Annotated in this window: 15 protein-coding genes; 8 read left to right on the top strand and 7 right to left on the bottom strand. The window is 38.2% G+C overall.

The window, feature by feature from the left end; translation table 11 throughout:
- Positions 1–38: 38 nt before the first annotated feature.
- Positions 39–2,612 carry a TIM-barrel domain-containing protein gene (locus tag ACQR30_RS02085; RefSeq protein ID WP_429730568.1) on the bottom strand — a complete coding sequence of 858 codons (2,574 nt, stop codon included), beginning with the start codon at positions 2,610–2,612 and terminating at the stop codon, positions 39–41.
- A 109-nt stretch (positions 2,613–2,721) separates the two neighbouring features.
- Positions 2,722–3,816, bottom strand: coding sequence for a glycoside hydrolase family 76 protein (locus ACQR30_RS02080; RefSeq protein ID WP_429730565.1), 1,095 nt, complete (start codon positions 3,814–3,816; stop codon positions 2,722–2,724).
- 220 nt (positions 3,817–4,036) lie between these two features.
- Between ACQR30_RS02080 and ACQR30_RS02075 the strand changes: the two genes are divergently transcribed.
- From ACQR30_RS02075 to ACQR30_RS02045, 7 genes are all read left to right on the top strand, one after another.
- The gene (locus ACQR30_RS02075) at positions 4,037–5,056 is read left to right on the top strand and encodes a LacI family DNA-binding transcriptional regulator (RefSeq protein ID WP_429730562.1); all 1,020 of its coding nucleotides are present in this window, start codon (positions 4,037–4,039) and stop codon (positions 5,054–5,056) included.
- 205 nt (positions 5,057–5,261) lie between these two features.
- Positions 5,262–5,855 (top strand): RNA polymerase sigma factor, encoded by a 594-nt coding sequence (locus tag ACQR30_RS02070; protein WP_429730559.1) that lies wholly within the window; start codon positions 5,262–5,264, stop codon positions 5,853–5,855.
- Positions 5,856–5,927: 72 nt separating this feature from the next.
- Positions 5,928–7,049, top strand: coding sequence for a FecR family protein (locus tag ACQR30_RS02065; RefSeq protein ID WP_429730556.1), 1,122 nt, complete (start codon positions 5,928–5,930; stop codon positions 7,047–7,049).
- A 152-nt stretch (positions 7,050–7,201) separates the two neighbouring features.
- Positions 7,202–10,678 carry a TonB-dependent receptor gene (locus ACQR30_RS02060; RefSeq protein WP_429730554.1) on the top strand — a complete coding sequence of 1,159 codons (3,477 nt, stop codon included), beginning with the start codon at positions 7,202–7,204 and terminating at the stop codon, positions 10,676–10,678.
- 23 nt (positions 10,679–10,701) lie between these two features.
- Positions 10,702–12,528 carry a RagB/SusD family nutrient uptake outer membrane protein gene (locus ACQR30_RS02055; RefSeq protein WP_429730551.1) on the top strand — a complete coding sequence of 609 codons (1,827 nt, stop codon included), beginning with the start codon at positions 10,702–10,704 and terminating at the stop codon, positions 12,526–12,528.
- A gap of 65 nt (positions 12,529–12,593) precedes the next feature.
- Positions 12,594–13,874, top strand: a complete 1,281-nt coding sequence (locus tag ACQR30_RS02050) for an oligogalacturonate lyase family protein (RefSeq protein ID WP_429730548.1) — start codon at positions 12,594–12,596, stop codon at positions 13,872–13,874.
- 110 nt (positions 13,875–13,984) lie between these two features.
- A complete protein-coding gene (locus tag ACQR30_RS02045; RefSeq protein WP_429730545.1) occupies positions 13,985–15,070 on the top strand; it encodes a pectate lyase family protein in 1,086 nt (361 codons plus the stop codon).
- A 43-nt stretch (positions 15,071–15,113) separates the two neighbouring features.
- On the opposite strand, the gene ACQR30_RS02040 is transcribed toward ACQR30_RS02045, so the two are convergent.
- The 5 genes from ACQR30_RS02040 to ACQR30_RS02020 form a co-directional block, all read right to left on the bottom strand.
- Positions 15,114–16,010 carry a helix-turn-helix domain-containing protein gene (locus tag ACQR30_RS02040; RefSeq protein WP_429730543.1) on the bottom strand — a complete coding sequence of 299 codons (897 nt, stop codon included), beginning with the start codon at positions 16,008–16,010 and terminating at the stop codon, positions 15,114–15,116.
- 74 nt (positions 16,011–16,084) lie between these two features.
- On the bottom strand, positions 16,085–16,909 hold the full coding sequence (locus tag ACQR30_RS02035) for an SDR family NAD(P)-dependent oxidoreductase (protein ID WP_429730541.1): 825 nt from the start codon (positions 16,907–16,909) through the stop codon (positions 16,085–16,087).
- A gap of 115 nt (positions 16,910–17,024) precedes the next feature.
- Positions 17,025–17,939, bottom strand: coding sequence for a helix-turn-helix domain-containing protein (locus ACQR30_RS02030; protein WP_429730538.1), 915 nt, complete (start codon positions 17,937–17,939; stop codon positions 17,025–17,027).
- A gap of 30 nt (positions 17,940–17,969) precedes the next feature.
- Positions 17,970–18,725, bottom strand: a complete 756-nt coding sequence (locus ACQR30_RS02025) for an SDR family oxidoreductase (RefSeq protein ID WP_429730536.1) — start codon at positions 18,723–18,725, stop codon at positions 17,970–17,972.
- A 348-nt stretch (positions 18,726–19,073) separates the two neighbouring features.
- Positions 19,074–19,802, bottom strand: coding sequence for a YoaK family protein (locus tag ACQR30_RS02020; protein WP_429730534.1), 729 nt, complete (start codon positions 19,800–19,802; stop codon positions 19,074–19,076).
- An 822-nt stretch (positions 19,803–20,624) separates the two neighbouring features.
- Between ACQR30_RS02020 and ACQR30_RS02015 the strand changes: the two genes are divergently transcribed.
- Positions 20,625–20,849 carry a nucleotidyltransferase family protein gene (locus ACQR30_RS02015; RefSeq protein ID WP_429730591.1) on the top strand — a complete coding sequence of 75 codons (225 nt, stop codon included), beginning with the start codon at positions 20,625–20,627 and terminating at the stop codon, positions 20,847–20,849.
- Positions 20,850–21,022: the final 173 nt, after the last annotated feature.

Here is a 21,022-nt window from a genome sequence, read left to right as displayed (position 1 = left end):
TTTTACAAATTAAAGAGCTCTACCCAACATCCGTCGGGTCAGTCTATTGAGAGCCCCAATCCTTTTATAAAGATAGCTATTTCTTCGTCAGTAGTGTTTTTTGTATCCTTCATCATTGCAGGAATCTTAGGGAAGTCTTCATTGAATTTATTCACTAGTTGTTCAAATTTATTTGGATAATATTCCAGGGAACGATTCAACTCTTCCATCTCTGCAACTCTGTAGGGGAAAACAATATAGGCATCTTTGTATTTCAATTTTTCCGACATATTGTATAGCCGTTTCATCTTTTCAGGCAGTCCGTTTATGTCAGCCTTATTGCCTTCATTAAAATGAATAACACAAGATCCTCCTTTAGAGGTTTGCACGTCTGTAATATATACCTCGATACTCATCTTATCCCCATCGTAATACCAATGAGCATTTTTACTATCAGCTATATAAGGTAATTTTTCACCTCCAACAATGACTGATGCAGGCATGTGCCGACCGTAAAAACTTAATGTGTAATCTCGTTTCGTTTTCATGCCGGAGAAATGACCTTTCACAGGATTAATTTTTAAAGTAAGTGTCCCCTTATTTTCCATAGTTTGATAACTAGTCACGCTATAATGATCTGCGTAATCTTTATTATCTCCATTGTCTTCATATAAATTTCCAGTGCCTACTGCTCCTGGAAAAACACCTAACTGTATTCTCTGTGGCTGAAATTGTAGATTGTGAATGGTATCGGCATTCATGGCAATAATTGATCCGGCTTTTACATACAGCGGATATTCGTCAATGGAAAACTGTCTATTGACTATTTGCCCACCTTTTAATAAGGTACCGGTATTCCATTCGTACCAATCATTTCCCGCAGGCAGCCAAACTTCTTTCGTAGAAACACCGTTGGTATCGGCCGGGGCTCCGATGGGGGCAACCAGCATATCATCTCCAAACTGGTATTCACGATTAAATTTATAAGCATTTTCGGCCTTCGGATAATTATAATATAAAGGGCGGCAAAGGGCGAGCGCAGAATCGTAAGTCTTTCGTGCCATCGTATAGATATAAGGCTCTATCTGATAGCGGAACTTTATAGCATTATAAATAGCATCGAAGTAAGCGCCTTTAAAATTCCAAACGGCTTTGTTTAGCAAGCCATTTTTTGTGGAGTGTGTACGCAACATGGGGCTTAGCACTCCATATTGCATCCATCGGGTAAACATCTCAGGATCTATTGTCTGGGTCGATGATAAGGGATTGTGTCCGCCTATATCGTGACTCCAGTAATCATATAGTACGTTGGAGGCCGTGTTGGTAAAATAGGGTTGATATTCTAGTGATTTCCACGAGATATCTGCATCTCCAGAGAATCCTACTTGGTATCTATGATTGCCCAATCCGCCCCAACGGTGATAAAAAAGGGGACGGGTATTGCCATATTTTACTTTCTCTGTAAAGAAAACATAATTCAACCACCAGGTATTGCTTAGGCTTTTTACTTTTTTATCATTGGGCCATTGTTGCCAGTCAAGCCACCAGAAATCGACACCCTGTTTTTCGTAAGGATTTAAAATTGTATCAAACCAGGTCTTCACATATTTCTTGTCGGAGACAACATAGGGTATCGTTTTATGTCCGGTGGTATCAAAGTTCATCGCTTTGGCAAAAGATCCGTATTGTCTTTCTTGCGGACCGACTCCGTCGGCAGGATGCAGATTGAGTGTCGTTTTCAAATGTTCGTTATTTGTCCACGCTAAGAACTTTGCCGGATCGGCAAATAAACTACTGTCCCAGGTCCAGCCAGTCCAGCCTTGTTTATGCCAATCCATATCAATAACTAACACATCCATTGGAACATCAAATTGCTTGAACTTGGCAATTAAATTTCTAAATTCATTATCTGAATAACGCCAGTAACGTGACCACCAATAACCAAAGGCATATCTTGGCGGTAGGGGAACTTTTCCGCCAATCATCGCATAGTCTCTTAATGCCATCTTATAATGACTCCCATACATAAGCACATACCAATCTTGTGTGCTGTGTCTTGCCGAAGTATCTACCCACTGAAAGGCAGCATTATCAAATAGCAAACTATGACTATCATCTATTAATGTCCAGCCATCACGTGCCAGAATACCTTTTTCCAGCGGAATTTTTTTACCGTCCCGCATGTCCCCGTTATAGCCGTCAAGGGTTCTATATGTCCCCATTAAGTTATCCTTTTGTTGCATGCCGGGATGCCAAATAATAGAATTTTCAGATTTATTAAAATAGGTTACCTCTAAATTTCGCTGCGTAAACCGTCCTGAACCCAGCTTGTATTTTACTTCCATCGAATCCGTCTGAATGATTAGCCACCCCCCTAGTATTTTCTTTGTATAAGAAGGTACCGCTAATTGTCTGTTCACAACTACAAAAGAGGCCCGATCTGTAAAATATCCCAGGCTGTCCCACTCCAGTCGTATCATCACCGGCGTTAAGACCGTAAATCTTACATCTTTCTCCGGATGAATAACTGCCGCCGGATTAGCCTGGGGATGATAGTTCTGCGCTGAGACGGAAAAAGGAAGAAAAAATAAAACAATTACAATTAATTGTATGGCTACTTTGTTTAATTTCATAAGTACTTTAATTTAAAAAATATCTGGATGACGATGAATTCTCTTGCGAAGGATTAAAAACAAAAGGATGTCTTTAGTTAAATGAGTTTTTCTAATAAATAACGTCTGGTTAAAAGTAATGCATCTTTTGCATCCATGCAAAACGTGCCAAAATTTCCAACATTCCCCCTTGAGCAACTAAATTCAATGATTTGGTTTTCCCCATTAAACCATTTGCATTTACATCATTATGCAATGCATTATCTACACAGTTTTTAAAAGCTAAAATGTATCTCTTATCCGGATTATACTTTAAAAGCTGCTGATAAGCGCGCAATAAAACTGCATTGAACCAATAATCATCTCTAAACATTCCCTTTGCATAAAAATAATTTAGCGAGGCATCAGCAATACGGTTTGCTTCGTTAAGATACTTTTGTTGTCTGGTGCATTCGTATAAATAAACATTGGACTGCAACATTGTACCGGTATTATAAGAAAATTGATATTTCGCTACCGTATTGGAAGTTATTTTCAAATTATCATAGTACAGACCAGTCGGAGCTTCCAGATGTTTATTTACCCAACCATAAAGCATCAATGCCGTATCTAGGTAAGTTTGTTTTTTAGTCGCCTGATACAATTGCAAAGCGAGTATAATGCCGGGACCATTACTGCAAGTGTTCTTAGTGCTTTTATCCCCTTCTTTCCAATACAAACCGCCCCCACTCACGGTATCAAAGCCGGTCATCATAAAGCGATATATTTTTTCTCCCACGTTTAAATAAAACTGCTGATTGGTTCTTTTATAAGCATCCATTGCTGTCAAGCCAATCCACTGATTATCATCATAATAACGATCTTCTTTTTTAAATTCGCCCGGATAAGAATCGAATCCCGGAGCAGGCGCAGCATTGTCATTATATTTTTCAATAACAGAGAAATCCTTTCTTAACAAATTTCCCCTGGGCAATAATTTTTCCATTTCATTATCTGCCTGCCATAAAGCACATAGCGACCACAAATAAGAAACTTTATGCTGAGGTGCCACGCTATCGGCAAATTCACGATAGTAAACACCTCTAGGCAAGTAAAAATGCTTCTGAATCTGCTTATGCAAATTATTTGCTAAGTGTTCGTAATTTTGTGCAACAATTTTCTGAGGCAACTGATAAATTACCAAAACAAATGCGAATAGAAGGGTCTTATATTTTGCAGGAATCATCTTTTTCCTTTTATTTTCGTCCATGTAGGTATATAGTCACCTTTAGAAACATTATCCTCTATCATTTCTTTTGCGAGGTATGGTTTTGCAGGTTTTAGGTGACTATAGGTTTAGATTATCATAAACGCGTTATAAATCATGTTAAGAAAGGATGTTATTCTAACTTGTAGTCTCTTCTCACAATTTCTTATTTGAATGGATAAAATAATATTGAACAATTATGCAAAAACGCAAATCTATAAATGACATAGCAAAAGACCTGAATGTCGCCATAAGCACTGTTTCGGCTGTATTAAACGGCAAGGCAGAAGAGCGCCGCATAAGCATCGCAATGACTGAAAAAGTATTGCAATATGCAAAGGAAATTGGTTATAAACCTAACATGATTGCCCGAAGTCTGCGTACCGGGAAAAGTAATATTATTGGAATGTTGGTCGAAGATATTTCCGATCCCTTTTTCGCAAGTATTGCCCGCCTGGTAGAAAAAAATGCAGCTTTTCACAATTATAAATTGTTTTATTCAAGTACAGAAAATAATGCTACCAAAGCGAAGGGATTGATTCGCGCCTTTCGGGACCAGCAAGTAGATGCTTATATTATTGCGCCTACGCCCGGCATAGAAAAAGAGATTCAATTACTTTTAAACGAAAAAATTCCTTTGGTTTTGTTTGACCGGTTTTTCCCAAATATACTTACTGACAACGTGGTTGCTGATAATTTTGGCGGAGCACTCAATGCGACGAATCATTTAATAAAAAATGGATATAAGCATATTGGCTTTATCACATTGAACTCTAAACAAAAGCAAATGATCGACCGGTTAGACGGTTATCTTGAAGCGATGAATCTACAGTCAAGACCATCTTATATCAATCAAATAGATTATCTACTTTCAGAAGAAATATTACAGGAAAAAATCGAACAATATTTAGAAAAAAACCCACAGTTAGACGCAGTCTTTTTTGCGACTAACTATTTAGCAATAAGTGGATTAAGGGCCCTGAAAAAAATGAAGGTAGAGATCCCGAATGATATAGCTGTATTAGGATTTGATGACAATACGCATTTCAATCTATTTACACCTTCTATAACTTCTGTAGCGCAACCTATTGAAAAAATTTCTGAGGAAATTGTAAGAATTTTAATGAAAAACATCAAAACCGAGATGTCCGAAAACGAAAGAGAGAATGTAGTGCTACAAACAGAATTGATTGTTAGGGAATCATCGGCAAAGCTATAACAAAAACCTACCGTGCCTATTTTAAAAAAGCAACCTTTCCTGACAGTTTTTGCAGGATAGTACAGGACAGTTAAACAAACATTTGTTTTTAAGTTTGTGACAAAAGGGAATAGATACAGAATCTGATAGAGTATTTATTATAACTAATTCTATCGGCTTTTGACTAATCTCTTTTAAGATTTATTTAGTTTATTAAATATCTCTCATGAATGCTTTACAAGAAGATGACTGTTTATTGTCGCGTATTTCGAATGGAGACGAACAAGCCTTCCGAAAATTATTTATGCTTCATAAAGATAAGGTCTATTCAATTGCTTTAGCCTATTCAGAAACATCTTCTGACGCAGAAGAAATTGTACAGGAGGTTTTCCTTCGCATTTGGAAATATCGTTCAAAGCTTACTTCTATAAATAATCTGGATGCTTGGTTGACTACAGTCAGCCGTAATCGATCCTTAACATTACTCCAAAAAAGAGCCGTCGAGAGTAAAAGGAAACAAAGTCTACATAATTATTTTCCAAAGACTGTTAACGACACTACTTATCGCATAGAAGAAAAGCAATTGCAGCATATGCTAGAAGAGGCTCTCGACCAACTAAGTCCACGTCAACGAAAAATATTTGAATTATCTAGGATTCAAGGAAAAGATAGACTAACCATTGCCCAAAGCCTTGGACTATCCCCAGCTACAGTAAGCGTACATTTAAGCATCGCTATTCGAATTGTTCGATCGCTGCTCTACGGCAACATCTACAAAATTTTCGCTATTTTATTTCTAATCAATTTAATCCCTCATTAATTTATTTTTGAAAGTACTAATAATGTTTTCCAATATAGGAGTCTATATATCGGAAGGCAAACAAATACTTGTATGGATAAACAGAGATTAAAGATACTTTTCCAAAAAAATATTGAAAAAACAATCTCTGAAGAAGAAAAGGATGAGTTTTTTAATTTGCTCGCGGAACCCGGCTCGCTGAGCTTTCTACGTGCTTTTTGCAGAGAAATAGATATCTCAGATAATTTACCTGAAATGCCTGATGATGCTTCACAAAGAGTGTGGGCTAATATTGTTGCGCAAAAACAGGAACAGTCACCCAATTCGAAGTTCTTGTCTAAAGTAAAATGGAACCGCGTCGCAGCTTTAATAGCGATTTTCTTAATGCTTGCAGGGGGCTACAAATATTTTACCGTTAACAAAAAGATTCAGGTTGCCAATGCATCATTAGGTAATAAAATAATTAAAGATGCGATGCCGGGTCATACGGGCGCAATATTGAAACTTTCAAACGGAGATTCATTTTTGCTGGACACCACACAAAATGGCACTTTGGCAAAAGGAATTACAAAATCGTCTCAGGCATTGCGCGTAAATGGAACAAGCGATACGGCCTACGCAACCTTGGTGACACCTTTGGGCAGACAGCAAAAATTAAAGCTGAGTGATGGAACAGTTGTCTGGTTAAATGCTGGCTCTTCGATTCGTTTTCCTCTTTTGTTTAAAAAGAATATTAGAGCAGTCGAAATAACAGGAGAAGTTTACTTTGAAGTAAACCATAAAAGCAACCAGCCATTCATTGTAAAAGCAAAGAACCAACAAATTGAAGACCTTGGAACTCATTTTGACATAAATGCTTACAGCGACGAATCATTCATTAAAACAACCTTGCTGGAGGGACGTGTGCGGGTGAACAGGCGGCTGTTAAGACCGGGCGAACAATACGCCAATGGAGAAATATCTAAAGTAAACGCAGATGCGGCAATTGCCTGGGTGGGTGGTTATTTTCAATTTGAACACGCAAATATAGAAACGGTGATGCGCCAAATAGCTAGGTGGTACGATGTAAAAGTAAATTATGAGGGTAAAATCTCCAACCAGCTATTTGGCGGAGAAATACAACGTAGCCTTAAATTATCTCAGTTATTAGAACTGTTGGCTGGTACAGGTATTCATTACACTTTGGATGGTAACACTCTTACCATACGTCCGTAAAATAAAAAGCCAGATCTCAAGTGATGATTGAGAACTGGCGAAATTTGAATTAAAGAAAACTCCTTGACAAGAGTTAGAAATTTTATCGTTAACCCAAACATTGCAAATGTATGCAAAGAATTGTTTTACCCCGAAGACAAATATTATTGTCTATGAAGCTCATTTCACTACTTATATTGGTCGCAGGCTTAAGTGCCAGTGCAAAAGTAAAATCTCAACAAATTAGTTATTCAGGCAAAAAAGTGCCTCTGGTAAACGTACTCTCCGTTATTAAAAAACAAAGCGGCTACGTGTTTTTTTACACCTATGGTGCATTAAGTAAAGCAAGACCCGTAAGCCTAAATGTAAAAGACGCAAGCCTCAAAGAAGTATTGACTATATGCTTTAAAAATCAGCCTTTAACTTATAAAATTGAAGACAAAACGATTTTAATTAAGCAGAAGAAAGAAGAGATAAAGGCCTCCTCTATAGTCGCCCCCATTCAGACTCCCATTGTTGTTCAGGATCCCATACATGGGATAGTGACAGATTCTTCGGGTGAGCCGATCGCCGGAGCTTCCATATTCATTAAGGGGATGCAAAAAGGAGCTATTTCAAATGCGAAAGGGGAATATGAAATAAATGCTAAAGAGGGAGATATTCTTGAATTTAATTTCATAGGCTTTAAAAGCAAAGACGTTAGGGTCGGTCAAAGTAACGAAATTAACGTTGTGCTATTAGCTGAAACATCTTCTCTGAACGATATTGTTATCATTGGCTACGGCACATCCAAGAAAAAGGATCTTACAGGCTCTATCGCATCTATTAGTGGGGACGATATTAAACAAATCCCGGTTGCTACAGCCGCCGAAGCTATCACAGGCAAGATTGCGGGCGTTAATGTGGTTACACAAAGCGGGGCACCGGGAGCTGATGTAAATATTGTTATACGTGGAGGAACGTCTATTACACAAAGCATTGCACCTCTTTACATTGTTGATGGCTTCGAAAGTGGAGACTTAAGCAGTATTGATGTAAATGATATCGCCACCATTGACGTTTTGAAAGATGCCTCTGCAACAGCTATTTACGGTGCACGTGGGTCAAATGGTGTAATAGTCATTACCACCAAATCAGGAAAAGCAGGTAAGACCAGGGTCACTTATAACGGATATATGAATATTCAGAAACTGGCTAATCAACTCAATTTGATGAATCCGGAACAATATGTAGATTATCAATATGAGTATCAAATACTAAATGGTAATGAGGCACAGTGGGCAAAGAATTTTGGTAGTGACATCAATAACCCCGATTTCTATACAGGTGCAGCAGATTACATTAAAAACACCTATGGTTCAAATCCTGGCATTGATTGGCAAAATCTTGTCTTCGGTGGTTCCGCTCTTATGCAAAGTCATAGTGTATCTGTGAGTGGCGGGGACGCTAAAACAAAGTTTATGCTCAACGGAAATTTTCTCAATCAAGGGGGCATACTTTCTAAACACGGTTATCAGAAATATAATTTACGTTTCAAGATTTCGCACGATATCAGTAAAAGCGTGCATTTAGATTTTAATTCAAACTTTAATAATACAAAAGTCGATGGGGGAGGCTCAATGGCTGGGAACCTTAGAATGAGCATATTGCAACCACCTACAGGCGGTGTAAGATTCACCAATGAACAATTGATCAATGACGACCTTACTGACTCTATGAGGCAAGACGATCCAACCTATGACGCCTACAACCCCATTATAAGAAACGATGCTGTGACGCAATCAGATTACACCAAAGAATTCACAGCGAACGCGGGAATTACTATAGATATATTAAAAAATCTATTCTGGCGCACGCAAGGCAGTTACGCTTGGACTCAGAAAAGAAGCAACTATTGGGATGATGGGCGTACGGAAGATGCAAGAGAAAAGCATAGCGGTCCTTATGGCAGCATTGGCAACAGCGAAAGCTTCTCATGGCAACTAACCAATACCCTGACATGGAAAAAGAATTTTGGTCGCCACCAAATCACCGCCTTAGTAGGACAACAGACCAATGCCTCACAGAGTACTTCCTCCAGTAACACTTATGATGGGTTTCCTCAAAATAATTTCGGACTTAATAATATCGGCATGGCAACCAACCTTTATGCTAAATCGTCTGGATTAAGCAGGTCGCGGACCGTTTCTGCCTTTGGTCGTGTGATGTATAATTATGATGAACGTTATTTACTTACAGCAACCATTCGCGGAGATGGTGTTTCAAAATTTGCAGAAGGTCATCAATGGGGCACATTCCCTTCTATGTCCGCTGCATGGCGTATTTCCGAGGAAAAATTCATGAAGGACAGCAAGCTATTCAACCAATTGAAATTGCGTGTCGGGTATGGTGCAACAGGCAATAGTAATATCAGCAATTATATGTATGTTACGTCCTATGGTGCAGGTTTTTATGCCATCAACAGGCAAGAGGTAAGTACGCTTGTACCTGGAGGAACACTAGCCAATCCTTTTGTGCAATGGGAAAAGACGGCTACTACAGATATAGGCCTTGATATGTCCATCCTAAAAAGCAGAATCAATTTAACCGTAGATTATTATAATAATGAATCGAAAAATTTATTATTAAATGCCAATATACCTGCATCCACGGGTTACTCGACACAGTTTCAAAACATAGGAGCGATTAGTAATCGCGGTTTAGAGTTTGCATTGAATACCGAAAACATCGAAAATAAAAACTTCAATTGGTCAACAAATTTTAATATCTCGTTCAACAGATCCAAGGTACTTTCTTTATCTAATGGCAACAGTACTTATTATTCAGGTTCATTTATTGTGCAGGTAGGTAAGCCCTTAGGTCAATTTTATGGTTATAAATACGACGGCATTTATACTACAGATGACTTCACTCAGAATAATGATGGAAGCTACTCATTAAAAGATGGCGTGGCTCGTCAGAAGGGGGGAACTGCCCCCATTAAACCCGGAGACATAAAACTTACACCAACCACAGGTCAAGTAGATGCTAATGGCAATCCGGTTTGGTCAACGGATGACAGAACGGTCATAGGCAACTCTGCTCCTAAGTTTACCGGAGGCCTGACCAATACCTTTTCTTATAAAGGGTTCGACTTAAGTATTTTTATGAATTTCTGTTATGGCAACCAAGTCTTCGATGAAAACGACCAACGTTTTCTAGGGCCTAGATTACCTAATCAAAATGCACTGGCTGTAATGGCTTCACGCTTTAAACTTATTGACCCACAAACGGGGAAAGAAACTACCAGTCTTTCTCGACTGGCAGCACTTAATCCAGATCAAAATAATCCTAAAGCAGTATGGAGTGTAGACCCTAATAATAATTATAACGCTACTTCTACTTTCTCTGATTATTTTCTGCAAGACGGGTCATTTTTAAGACTTAATACAATTACACTTGGATATACGTTACCAAAAAATATTTTAAAAAGGGCATCGATAAGTCGTTTTAGAGTTTATGCTACTTTAAACAACATATACAACTTCACTAAATATAAAGGCTATGACCCGGAAGTGGCCAACTCCAGTGGTGTACTGGGTGGAGGTGTAGATGATTCGGCCTATCCGAGGACAAAAGGCTTCGTCTTTGGCGTAAATCTGACTTTTTAAATAACTGTAAAAAGAATCAAATAATGAAAAAAATACTTTGCAATATATGTATGGTGCTGATAATAGGCATTTCTTTAACCTCTTGTAAAAAATGGTTAGACACGCCTAATCCTAGTGCCTTCGATAGTGAAACGACATTTGCCAATGCAAGTTCTGCAGAGATGGCAGTATTGGGTGCGTATGCTAAAACCTTTGATAGAGATTTATATTACAGACTGGCAATGGGAACAGATATATGTATCTCCACGGAAGGTATCGGAGGCTCTAAATGGTTGTTGTCAAATTATGAATATACAGCTTCAATAATTCCGGATGGCGTGTATAATGGATCATATAGTGCCATCGAATATGCGAACGTCTGTATAAAAAATTTAACCAACATGACCTCCAATGACTCAGTAGAAAAAAAGAAATTAAACATGCTACTGGGTGAGTGCTATGCCATTCGGGCCATGAGCTATCTGAATGTCGTACGTTATTGGGGAGATGTGCCTTACAGTACGGCTCCCGTTGCGAATGCAGCAACGCTTTATTCTTCCCGTGTGAGCAGAGACAGCATTTATGACGGCTGTATAGCCGACTTGCAAAAAGCAGTACAACTGTTGCCTTGGTATAGTAGTGGTATGATTGCTACTCCTGAACGATTCTCAAAAAATTCCGCCTATGGTATACTGGCCAGAGTGGCGCTATATGCGGCAGGTTATTCACTTCGTTGGGATTTAAAAACCTATGATGCGGCTAGTGTACATTTAGCTCAAAGATCCGACGCTTCGCGCATCAAACAATTATACCAGATTGCTTCAGACGCCTGCTCAGCGGTCATGTCTGAAGGAGAAAATTCCCTATTACCCAAATTTGAAACAGTTTTTCGTGACATAGTCCAAGGAAAATACGATAATGAAACAATGCTGGAATATGGTCAATATGGCAATGATGTCAACAGCAGTAATATCGGCTATACAAATGGAATGTTTTGTAATAGTGGTTCCATGTACGGAAAAGCAGCACCCTTAATGGGAGCTATTCCTACTTTATGGTATGATTACCAAAGTGGTGATACAAGGCGTGACGTAACCATAGCCAATTATGGAATTACAGCCACCAATGTAAGGCAAATGAACCCTTACGGAGATAACAGAATTGGGAAATTCCGTGCAACATGGATGGATGATAATGGCTTTGGCGTGAACAAGCGCAGCATTGATTGGCCTTGGTTAAGATATTCAGATATTCTATTGATGTATGCAGAAGCACAAAACGAATTGTTTAAAAATCCTACAACATCGGGAATAGCGGCTTATGAAAAGGTAAGAATACGTGCATTTGGAGGGGATGCGACCGAAATCGGAACAACGCCGACAGATTATCAAGGTTTTAGAAGTGCTATCATCACTGAGAGAAAGTTGGAATTTGCATTTGAAGGCTTTCGCAGAACAGATCTTGTTCGTTGGGGAGTTCTCTATGACAGCGTCAATCGAGCTAAGCAAAATGTGATGGACATGGCCAATCAAACCGGAAGATATGCCGATATAGATATGTACCGAGCATACAAACAACAAACGGCAACAAGTTTTGATGATCCGGTTGTTGGAGTTCCTTATATCGGATTTAAAACAGCGCCTTCTCAAATGGAAATTGATTCATTACAAGCGGCTGGTTATACTTTGCTCAATATGTTTACAGGCAGTCCGGTAACCGGTTCAGGGACCTTCCCATTGCAGACCAGCGCGCCTTGGGTAACAGGATTATTTCAGGGTTTACAGAAAAATCAGGTAGAATGCTTTCCTTTATCAACTGCCATGATGGATGATAATCCCGGATTGCAAAATGAGCAACAACCCAAATATTAAATTGTTTATTATTTATTAAAAATGGCTTTACCTCTAATAACATATTTATTTAAAAATGTAAGATCATGAAATACTACGCTCAAAATAAATTTTATCTGCTTTTTATTGTTATGATAATATTTACCGGACAATCGTTGGCGCAAAAGGTACTAGTAACGGGTAAAGGGAAGATGCCGAATCAGTGGATCGATAGCAGTACCGGACATCTTATAAAAAGGCTTGTCAGCCGGCCGGGAAATAACAGAAGTTTCTATTTTCATAATGATCCTTTTGTTGATGGGAAAATGATCTTTTATGGGAGCGACTTTTTAGATAGGAACTCTTTGTCCTCCGCCGATGGTTATGTATCTCATTTTAAAGGAAATCCCTATAATAATCAACTTTACAGCTATGACTTGACCTCAGGGCGTATTAAACAACTTACGCATAAAGAAAATAGCATGAGTGGTGAAATAGTCAGTCGCGTGAATCACGAAGCGTATTTTCAAATCAAAGACAGCGTTTTTGGTGTGAATGTGAATACCGCAATTACTAGATTGATATTCGTTTTCCCGCCTGACTTTAAGGGAAATATCACCACGGCAAATGCAGATGGAACATTGTTGGGTGGCGCCTATGCCACTCCTTTTGAAAAAGAAATTGCAAAAAAATACCCTCAAAAGCATGATTATTTCAACCGCATCTTTGAATCCAGACAACCCAGAACACTCTTTACGATTAATATCCATTCAAAGAAACTGGTAAAGATTTTCACGGATAGTGCATGGTTAAATCATGTTCAATTTTCTCCCACAAATCCAAACTTATTGATGTTCTGTCACGAGGGCCCCTGGCAAAAGGTAGATAGAATTTGGACTATTGATGTCGTTAAAAGAGATAAGCCCCGGTTGATTCATCGACGTACGATGAATATGGAAATTGCCGGCCATGAATGGCTTAGTTCCGACGGCAAATATATTTGGTATGATTTGCAATTACCGAGAGGCGAAAACTTTTATGTTGGGGGTACCAATTTGGCGACCGGAAAAGAAATAAAGTATCAATTAACACGCAATGAATGGTCTGTGCACTATACCAGCTCTTGGGACCAAAAACATTTCGCCGGAGATGGTGGTGGGCCGACTTCTGTGGCAAAAGCTAAAAATGGTCAGTGGATATACCTCTTTACACCCGAAGGCAACCATTTTAATGCGGAGAAATTGGTAAATATGAAATACGACGATTATCGCCTCGAACCAAATGTCCATTTTTCACCCGACAATAAGTGGTTAATCTTTAGGGCCAATTTTGAGGGGCATAGCGATATCTATGAAGTTCAAATTAAAAAGACCTTACCCAACAAATAGAAAGCCTCTAACCAGTTTATAGGTCATAAATTATAGAAACCATTGAATCAAACTGCTATAAAATTAGCACTTTCCGTATGCCGTCATTAACAAAGCTCAATTTTAAACAAATGAAAAATACATTAATAATAATATTACAGATCCTATTTTGCGCCCCTGGTTTTTCACAAACGCCTGCTTTTAAAGGAGCGGAAGGTTATGGTGCCGCTGCCGTCGGGGGTCGCGGCGGCGAAATCTTTCACGTAACGAATCTCGACGATAGTGGTGTCGGCTCTTTTAGAAATGCGGTGAGTGCACCTAATAGAATTGTTGTTTTTGACGTGAGTGGTACCGTGTTTCTCAAAACCAGCGTCAATGTAAGTAGTAATATTACGATTAATGGACAAACAGCTCCAGGGGAAGGAATTACGCTTTCCGGTCAATCGGTAAGATTTAGTAAGGCGCATGATATAATTGTTCGTTATTTACGCCTTCATGGAAGCATTAATATGGCAAGAGGGAGTTGTGTACTTATTGCCGATAGTGCTAACAATATTATTTTCGACCACATGTCTGTTGTCTGGGGGAGATGGGATAATGTGCACATAAAGGGCAGTCATAATATTACGTTGCAATATTGTATAATTGGAGAAGGTATCGACCCACAACGTTTCGGCGCTTTGTTGGAAGGTCCCGTGGATCTAAGCATTCATCATTGTCTGTGGATAGACAATCAAAGCCGTAATCCAAAAGCCAAAGCTAAAATTCAGCTAATTAACAATGTTGTTTATAATTGGGGCCATAGTGGATTAATTGGAGGCCATTCGGCCGGAAATCATTTTCAGGACGTGATCAATAATTATTTCATTGAGGGACCATCCTCCAATGAGCAATTTTTAGCAATGTTCACAAAAACAGATCACGTTTTTCAAAAAGGAAATTATTTTGATAATAATAAAAATGGTCAACTCGATGGCCGCCTTGTCGATGACACAGATTTTTTAAATGCCGGAAAGGGCGCTACGATAATCCATCAGGCATCTTGTTCACCCAGAATAAAGGTTTCTGTAGAGTCGGCTAAAAAGGCCTACGAGAATATACTCAAAAACGTCGGTTGCTCAAAGGTACGCGATGCGGTCGACCAACAATTAATTAGTCAACTCAGTTCTTTAGGAAGTAAAGGCGCCATTATTCATTCAAATATCAAACCTGAATAAAAACGGTTCTGCGTTGAATGGCCATTCTCCGATTGTTATTATTTCAATTTGAAAATTGCATTCTATATTGATGAGGGGTAATGCCTGTTTCTTTTTTAAATAACCTGGAAAAATAAGGGGGGTTTTCGAATCCTAATTGATAAGACGTTTCAGCAATTGTATTATCTGTGCTTAGTAATATATTCTTAGCCTCATCAATTAAGAAAATATGGATATGCTCTAATGCTGTCTTGCCTGTTTCCTGTTTTAATAAATCGCTCAAATATCGAGGCGAAGTATTTAATTGTGTAGCGATAAAATTTACGGTTGGCAATCCTTTTTGTTCTAACATACCACTTTCAGAATAAGTCAGCAGCATTTTGGTGAATTTTGAAACGGTTGTGCCAGATAGTATCTTTCGGTTAATAAACTGTCTTTTATAAAAACGCTGCGCATATTTTAAAATTGAATCTATATGGGTAAGAATAATGTCCTTGCTGAATTCGTCAAGATTGTTTTTATATTCTGTGTTGATTTTGTGGAATAATTCCCAGATGATTTGTTCTTCCGATGGGGATAAATGCAATGCTTCATTTGTTTCATAATCAAAAAACTGATACTTTTTTATTTCTGAATGAAGGTTGTGTCCCAAAAAATAATCTTCGTGAATAAAAATAACAAAAGCTTTGTCCGTCATTTCCACATCGCTTATTTGCACGACCTGTCGGGGCTTGACAAAAGACATAGAACCATTGTCGTGATCATATTTCGTTTTGCCGTACAAAAATTTGCCCGACTTTAATTTCTTTAGAGCAATCATATAAAAATCGCTGGTGAATTTATCTTCTCCAATAGAACAAACACTTAACTCGTTACAAGTAAGCAAGCTAAGCATCGGATTCTCCGGTGGCGGAAAACCACTACTTTGATGCAACTCAGAAATTGTTTTGTAATGTTTCATTTTTATAAAATATAAAACTACAGTATCTAAATTAATTAATTTAGATACTGTAATGCTGCTATTGAAAATAAGCCCTAATGTCCATGCGCTTTTAAGGAGACCTCTTTCCAAGCTTCCCAGGAAGCTAACTTTTCTCCATAGGTATATTGGGTCCATGGATAAGCCAGCTTTCCCAAGAACAAACGCAAAGGAGGATTCTGCGCATCTACGACTTCCAAGATAGCTTCTACAGTCGCATTAGGGTCTCCAATATTTTCGAGCTTTACACCTTCGCCATGCTGAAAGTCATAGGTAACTTTTGTATAAGCATCGATGGGTGAACTTGCGATAGCTGAAGTACCAAAGAAATCAGTCTGAAAGGAATTGGGTTCTATTAAAGTTACATTGATTCCCAATTCTTTTACTTCCATCTGTAAAGCTTCGCTAAAACCTTCTACGGCATATTTTGTCGCACAATACAGTCCCATTGTCGGTAAAGAATTAATCCCTAAAACACTCGAAAGTTGGATTATATGACCTTTGCCTTGTTCTCTAAAAATCGGCAGAACAGCTTGCGTCATCCAAAGTGTGCCGAATACATTTGCATCAAATAAATCCCTTGCTTCTTTTTCACTATTCTCTTCGATGGCACCAAAGACTGTATAGCCTGCATTGTTTATGAGTGTATCAATATGGCCGAAGTGCTCTCTCGCTTCATTCACCACCGTTATACAATCCGCTTTGTTAGTAATATCTAACTCAAGTGGTAAAACAGAATTACCATATTTGCTCACTAGATCTTGTAATTGAGCCACATTTCTTGAAGTAACGATTACATTGTCTCCGCGTTTTAAAAAAGCTTCCGCCCAAATTTTCCCAAATCCGCGAGACGCCCCGGTAATTAAAATTGTCTTTGTCATTTTTTTATTATTTAAATTAATAGGGCAAAATTAGTAGGACAAAGAGCTACTGTTATTATACAAAAGAGGCAATTGATGATACATTTTGACGTATTGCTAAAATTCGCATTTTTGTTTAATTAAAAGATTGCCTGAATTCCGAGGGGGAAAAATTAGTCTTTGTTTTAAATAATTTACTGAAAGACTGCGAATGCCCAAAACCTAGTTCATAGGCAATCTCACTAACAGACAACTCTGTAGTTGAAAGTCTTTCTTTAGCCTTTTCGATCAATCTATGATGAATGTGTTGTTGCGTCGTTTGTCCTGTCAAAACTTTCAACAGGCTACTTAAGTAATTAGGAGACACATTCAGTTCCTCGGCAATATAATGTACAGTTGGAAGGCCTTTTGTTATCAGATCCTTTTGTTCAAAATAATCTGTTAATAGTACTTCTAAAGAATCCACAATTTGGTGGTTGGCTTTTTTGCGTGTGATAAATTGTCGTTGATAAAACCTTTCTGCATAATTTAATAAAGTCTCAATTTGTGCAATAATTATTCCCTGACTATACCTGTCAATATTGGAATGGTACTCCTCTTTAATATTTTGAATAATATTATAGAGGGTAACTTCTTCTTTTTCAGAAAGAAACAATGCCTCATTTACCGAATACTCAAAATACGCATATTGCTTGATGGTTTTAGCCAGAGAGGTGTTCCAGATAAAGTCTGGGTGAATCAATAAAATCCATCCGGAAGGCATTTCACCTGAATGGGGAGCAGGCGTAGATTGTAATACCTGCCCGGGAGCAAGAAAATACATCACACCTTCATCAAAATCATATTCTTGCTGACCGTATCGCATTTTCCCATTAAGCCCTCGCTTTACTGAAATACTATAATAATCGCCCACAATAGCGCGCACCTCATTTTTTCTTTTAGCAGCAGCCACCCTGGCATAATCCACCACGCTGATAAGTGGATGCTCGGGAGGCGGTAAGAGGTTAAGCCGGTGAAATTCCGTAATGCTTTTAATAGAAAGCGGTTTCATACAATTAAAGTTATTAAATTAATCAATCCATTAAATAGATTGGCCACCCGAAACTTCGATACGCTGCCCATTTATCCAATAAGCATCCGGTGTACAAAGGAAAGCAACCACGCCCCCAATGTCTTCAGGTAATCCCACACGGCCCAGTGCAGTCAGTGCGGCAATATGACTATTAATTTCTTTATTATCTCTAGTGCGACCACCCCCAAAATCAGTTTCTATCGCGCCGGGAGCCACTACGTTTACCCGAATTTTTCTAGCACCCAATTCTTTTGCTAAATAAAGTGTAAGAGATTCTACGGCCGTCTTAATTGAACCATATACAGAAGAGCCTGGCATTATAATACGTGTGAGTCCCGATGAGATATTAATAATACCTCCGCCATCATTGATAAAAGGTAATGCTTTCTGTGTTAAGAAAAATACCCCTTTGTAATGTATGTTGAAAATATTATCCATCTGTTCTTCTGTCGTATCGCTCGCTAATGCGTATAAAGCGGTCCCCGCATTGTTGACTAAATAATCAAATGTTGAACGACCAGTTTGTTCCTGCAGGTGCTCAGTTACTCGCTTGAAGAACCCATCAAATAAGCGAATGTTACTTGTGTCCAATTGAAACGCAAATGCCTTTTGTCCCAATGATTGAATCTCCGCAACAACGTCATTAGCTGCTTCTTGATTACTATTATATGTCAAAACGATATCTATCCCTTTTTTTGCAAGTGCTAATGACATGTTTCTTCCTAAACCGCGACTTCCGCCGGTTACTAATGCGACTTTATTCATTGTAATATTTTTATTTTATTTGTAGATACAAAGATCTACCAGAATTCCTTAGAAAACGTAGCCTAATCAACTATTGTTGTAATCAAAAATTAAAAATTTCCGGCATTTTATGAAGGGTAGAACAAAAAATGGGCCGGCATGTCAGTTACTCAAGCATTTCCCCAAAGCAATACCCCGCATGTTACTTCGAAGAAAAACCCGGTCCTCACCATAAATTAAATAGGGGCAAATAGGCCGGGTCTGCCAACTCAATGGAATGTTTCAGGTTTTTAAATAGTGCACCCAACCAATGACGATGTGAATTAATATTTGGTAGGCGGCCTTTCTGATGAGACGTGATGCAACGAATTAAGATACTGATAGTCTTCTTTTTATATGGTAGAAATGGAAAAGGATCCAATCGTATAGCAAGGCAATTATCAAGCAGAACGAACTGAACAGAAGGGTTTGTAATGTCAGGCTCCTGTAAATAAAGCCTCCTATTACGCAACCGGAAAAAAAGAAACTAATAATTGCGAGTTTTAGTAAGATGCTCTTTTTTAGTTGGTGAAACCTATCGGTTTTTCGAAAGAAAAATATTTGCGAAAGTTCTATTCCAAGATCTGTAAATAAGCCTGTTAAATGTGTCGTTCTGACGACTGACTGTGACGCTGTTGTTACCAACGCATTTTGAAGTCCCATGGCAAACAGCAGAGTAAATGCAACTGTCTCAGCACCATACAGAAGCTGAATGCTATTGCCAAAAAAGGCTATAGTAGACAAGAGCGACGCTTCTATAATGATAGGTGTTAAATAAGAATATCTGTCCTTCTTTCTAGAAACAGCCTCAATTAAAAAATTCGATAGAAAGGAGCCAGCCAGAAATGAAAGAATATACAACAGAAAAAAGATGGCATTCCTATAATTTTTGAATAAAAATTGTTCGCCAAAATAAGCAAAATGCCCTGTCACGTTTGTGGTGAGTACTTTTACAGACAAAACGCCGGTTATATTAACAGTCCCAGCAACGAAAGAAAGGATGGAAGCTAGTCTCAGATTATGTTTGTAAGTTCTCCGTTTGCCTTTATGCCTGAACATCTGACAAGATTTAGTACAAAGGTATATATTAATAGATAGATTTCTATAGATACATCGTCAAATGGGGAATCCTCCAAATGCTACCTCATTATCTTGAAAAGAAATGAGATACGGACTATTTTTTCGGAAGTGTTTATAGCCTTTTTAAAAGCAACATTAGAAGATAATTTAATTAATTGTAAATTCTGGTGGTGTATGTTGACCCATCTGTTCAGGTAATTGTTATAGGCTATTAGCTAGTTTCTTTGCTTCTTAAATTTTAAGAGCCACAGCACAAAACCTATAGCAATGGAACAAATAAAGCAAACACTCCAATTCTGGAGCAATGGTGTCGAAATTCGTGAAATGACTCACTGTCTAGGTATCAGCCGCAATACTGTGCGCAAATACCTGGACAATACAAAAAGCTGACCCAGTCAACTTAAAGGAAGAAAAAAGCAGATCAAACTTTAGCTGAGATTGCATATACCAATGATAGCCTGTCCCATGATATAGAGCGTTTAAAGCAACTGACAATTCACTTGCAATATACCCGAGAAGAATTAAAGAAAGCAGGTGTCACTAGGAAGGTACTATGGAAGGAATGTCTGACCATAGGTGTAAATCGTCCGTTTTTGAGAAAACAAACTAGTGTTGAATTAGGGGCGTAGAGCTAAGAATCGGGTTATCCAGTAACGATTTTGGCACCTTTTTACAAACAGCCCAAATGTAACAAGACAGCCTAAAAGTTAGTAAGAATTGTATGTTTGCTGCATGACTCTTAACGTAGCTAAAAAGAATCAATCAAAGCATATTTCAAAAACCGTCCGGTATTGAGAGCATATTTATTTCGGTTCGTATCTTCACGGGAGTGCAGATGCAGAAAGCGATATAGATATTTTAGTTGATTTGGATTATAGTCAAAGAATTGGATTGCAGTTTATTCAACTGAAACTTGACCTCGAAAAGTTGTTAGAGAATAAAGTGGATTTGGTATCATCAAACGGAATATCAAAATACATAAAACCTATTATTGATTGTGAAAAGCAATTGCTTTATGCGAAGTGAACTTGGCGATAAAATCAGATTGCAGCATGTTATAGATGCAATTGACGAAATAGAAAAGTATTGATTAACCGTAAATTTTACTGTATTTGTTGAATATTTTATGATGTGTTTCTCTTGCTTTATTTAGATTGAAATATTTGGAGTTCTGATTATCAATTGGTCAATGTTAGTTT

This window comes from Arachidicoccus sp. (assembly GCF_050436765.1).
GTDB lineage: Bacteria > Bacteroidota > Bacteroidia > Chitinophagales > Chitinophagaceae > Arachidicoccus.
Note: the sequence above shows the minus strand (reverse complement) of the source record. Positions and strands in the feature narration are given on the sequence as shown.

What these genes read in the sequence shown, in the direction of transcription:
- ACQR30_RS02040 (WP_429730543.1), bottom strand. Translation starts at nt 16,010, where the DNA reads ATGAAACATTACAAAACAATTTCTGAGTTGCATCAAAGTAGTGGTTTT.
- ACQR30_RS02075 (WP_429730562.1), top strand. Translation starts at nt 4,037, where the DNA reads ATGCAAAAACGCAAATCTATAAATGACATAGCAAAAGACCTGAATGTC.
- ACQR30_RS02060 (WP_429730554.1), top strand. Translation starts at nt 7,202, where the DNA reads ATGAAGCTCATTTCACTACTTATATTGGTCGCAGGCTTAAGTGCCAGT.
- ACQR30_RS02045 (WP_429730545.1), top strand. Translation starts at nt 13,985, where the DNA reads ATGAAAAATACATTAATAATAATATTACAGATCCTATTTTGCGCCCCT.
- ACQR30_RS02025 (WP_429730536.1), bottom strand. Translation starts at nt 18,725, where the DNA reads ATGAATAAAGTCGCATTAGTAACCGGCGGAAGTCGCGGTTTAGGAAGA.
- ACQR30_RS02030 (WP_429730538.1), bottom strand. Translation starts at nt 17,939, where the DNA reads ATGAAACCGCTTTCTATTAAAAGCATTACGGAATTTCACCGGCTTAAC.
- ACQR30_RS02065 (WP_429730556.1), top strand. Translation starts at nt 5,928, where the DNA reads ATGGATAAACAGAGATTAAAGATACTTTTCCAAAAAAATATTGAAAAA.
- ACQR30_RS02055 (WP_429730551.1), top strand. Translation starts at nt 10,702, where the DNA reads ATGAAAAAAATACTTTGCAATATATGTATGGTGCTGATAATAGGCATT.
- ACQR30_RS02070 (WP_429730559.1), top strand. Translation starts at nt 5,262, where the DNA reads ATGAATGCTTTACAAGAAGATGACTGTTTATTGTCGCGTATTTCGAAT.
- ACQR30_RS02035 (WP_429730541.1), bottom strand. Translation starts at nt 16,909, where the DNA reads ATGACAAAGACAATTTTAATTACCGGGGCGTCTCGCGGATTTGGGAAA.
- ACQR30_RS02085 (WP_429730568.1), bottom strand. Translation starts at nt 2,612, where the DNA reads ATGAAATTAAACAAAGTAGCCATACAATTAATTGTAATTGTTTTATTT.
- ACQR30_RS02020 (WP_429730534.1), bottom strand. Translation starts at nt 19,802, where the DNA reads ATGTTCAGGCATAAAGGCAAACGGAGAACTTACAAACATAATCTGAGA.
- ACQR30_RS02080 (WP_429730565.1), bottom strand. Translation starts at nt 3,816, where the DNA reads ATGATTCCTGCAAAATATAAGACCCTTCTATTCGCATTTGTTTTGGTA.
- ACQR30_RS02050 (WP_429730548.1), top strand. Translation starts at nt 12,594, where the DNA reads ATGAAATACTACGCTCAAAATAAATTTTATCTGCTTTTTATTGTTATG.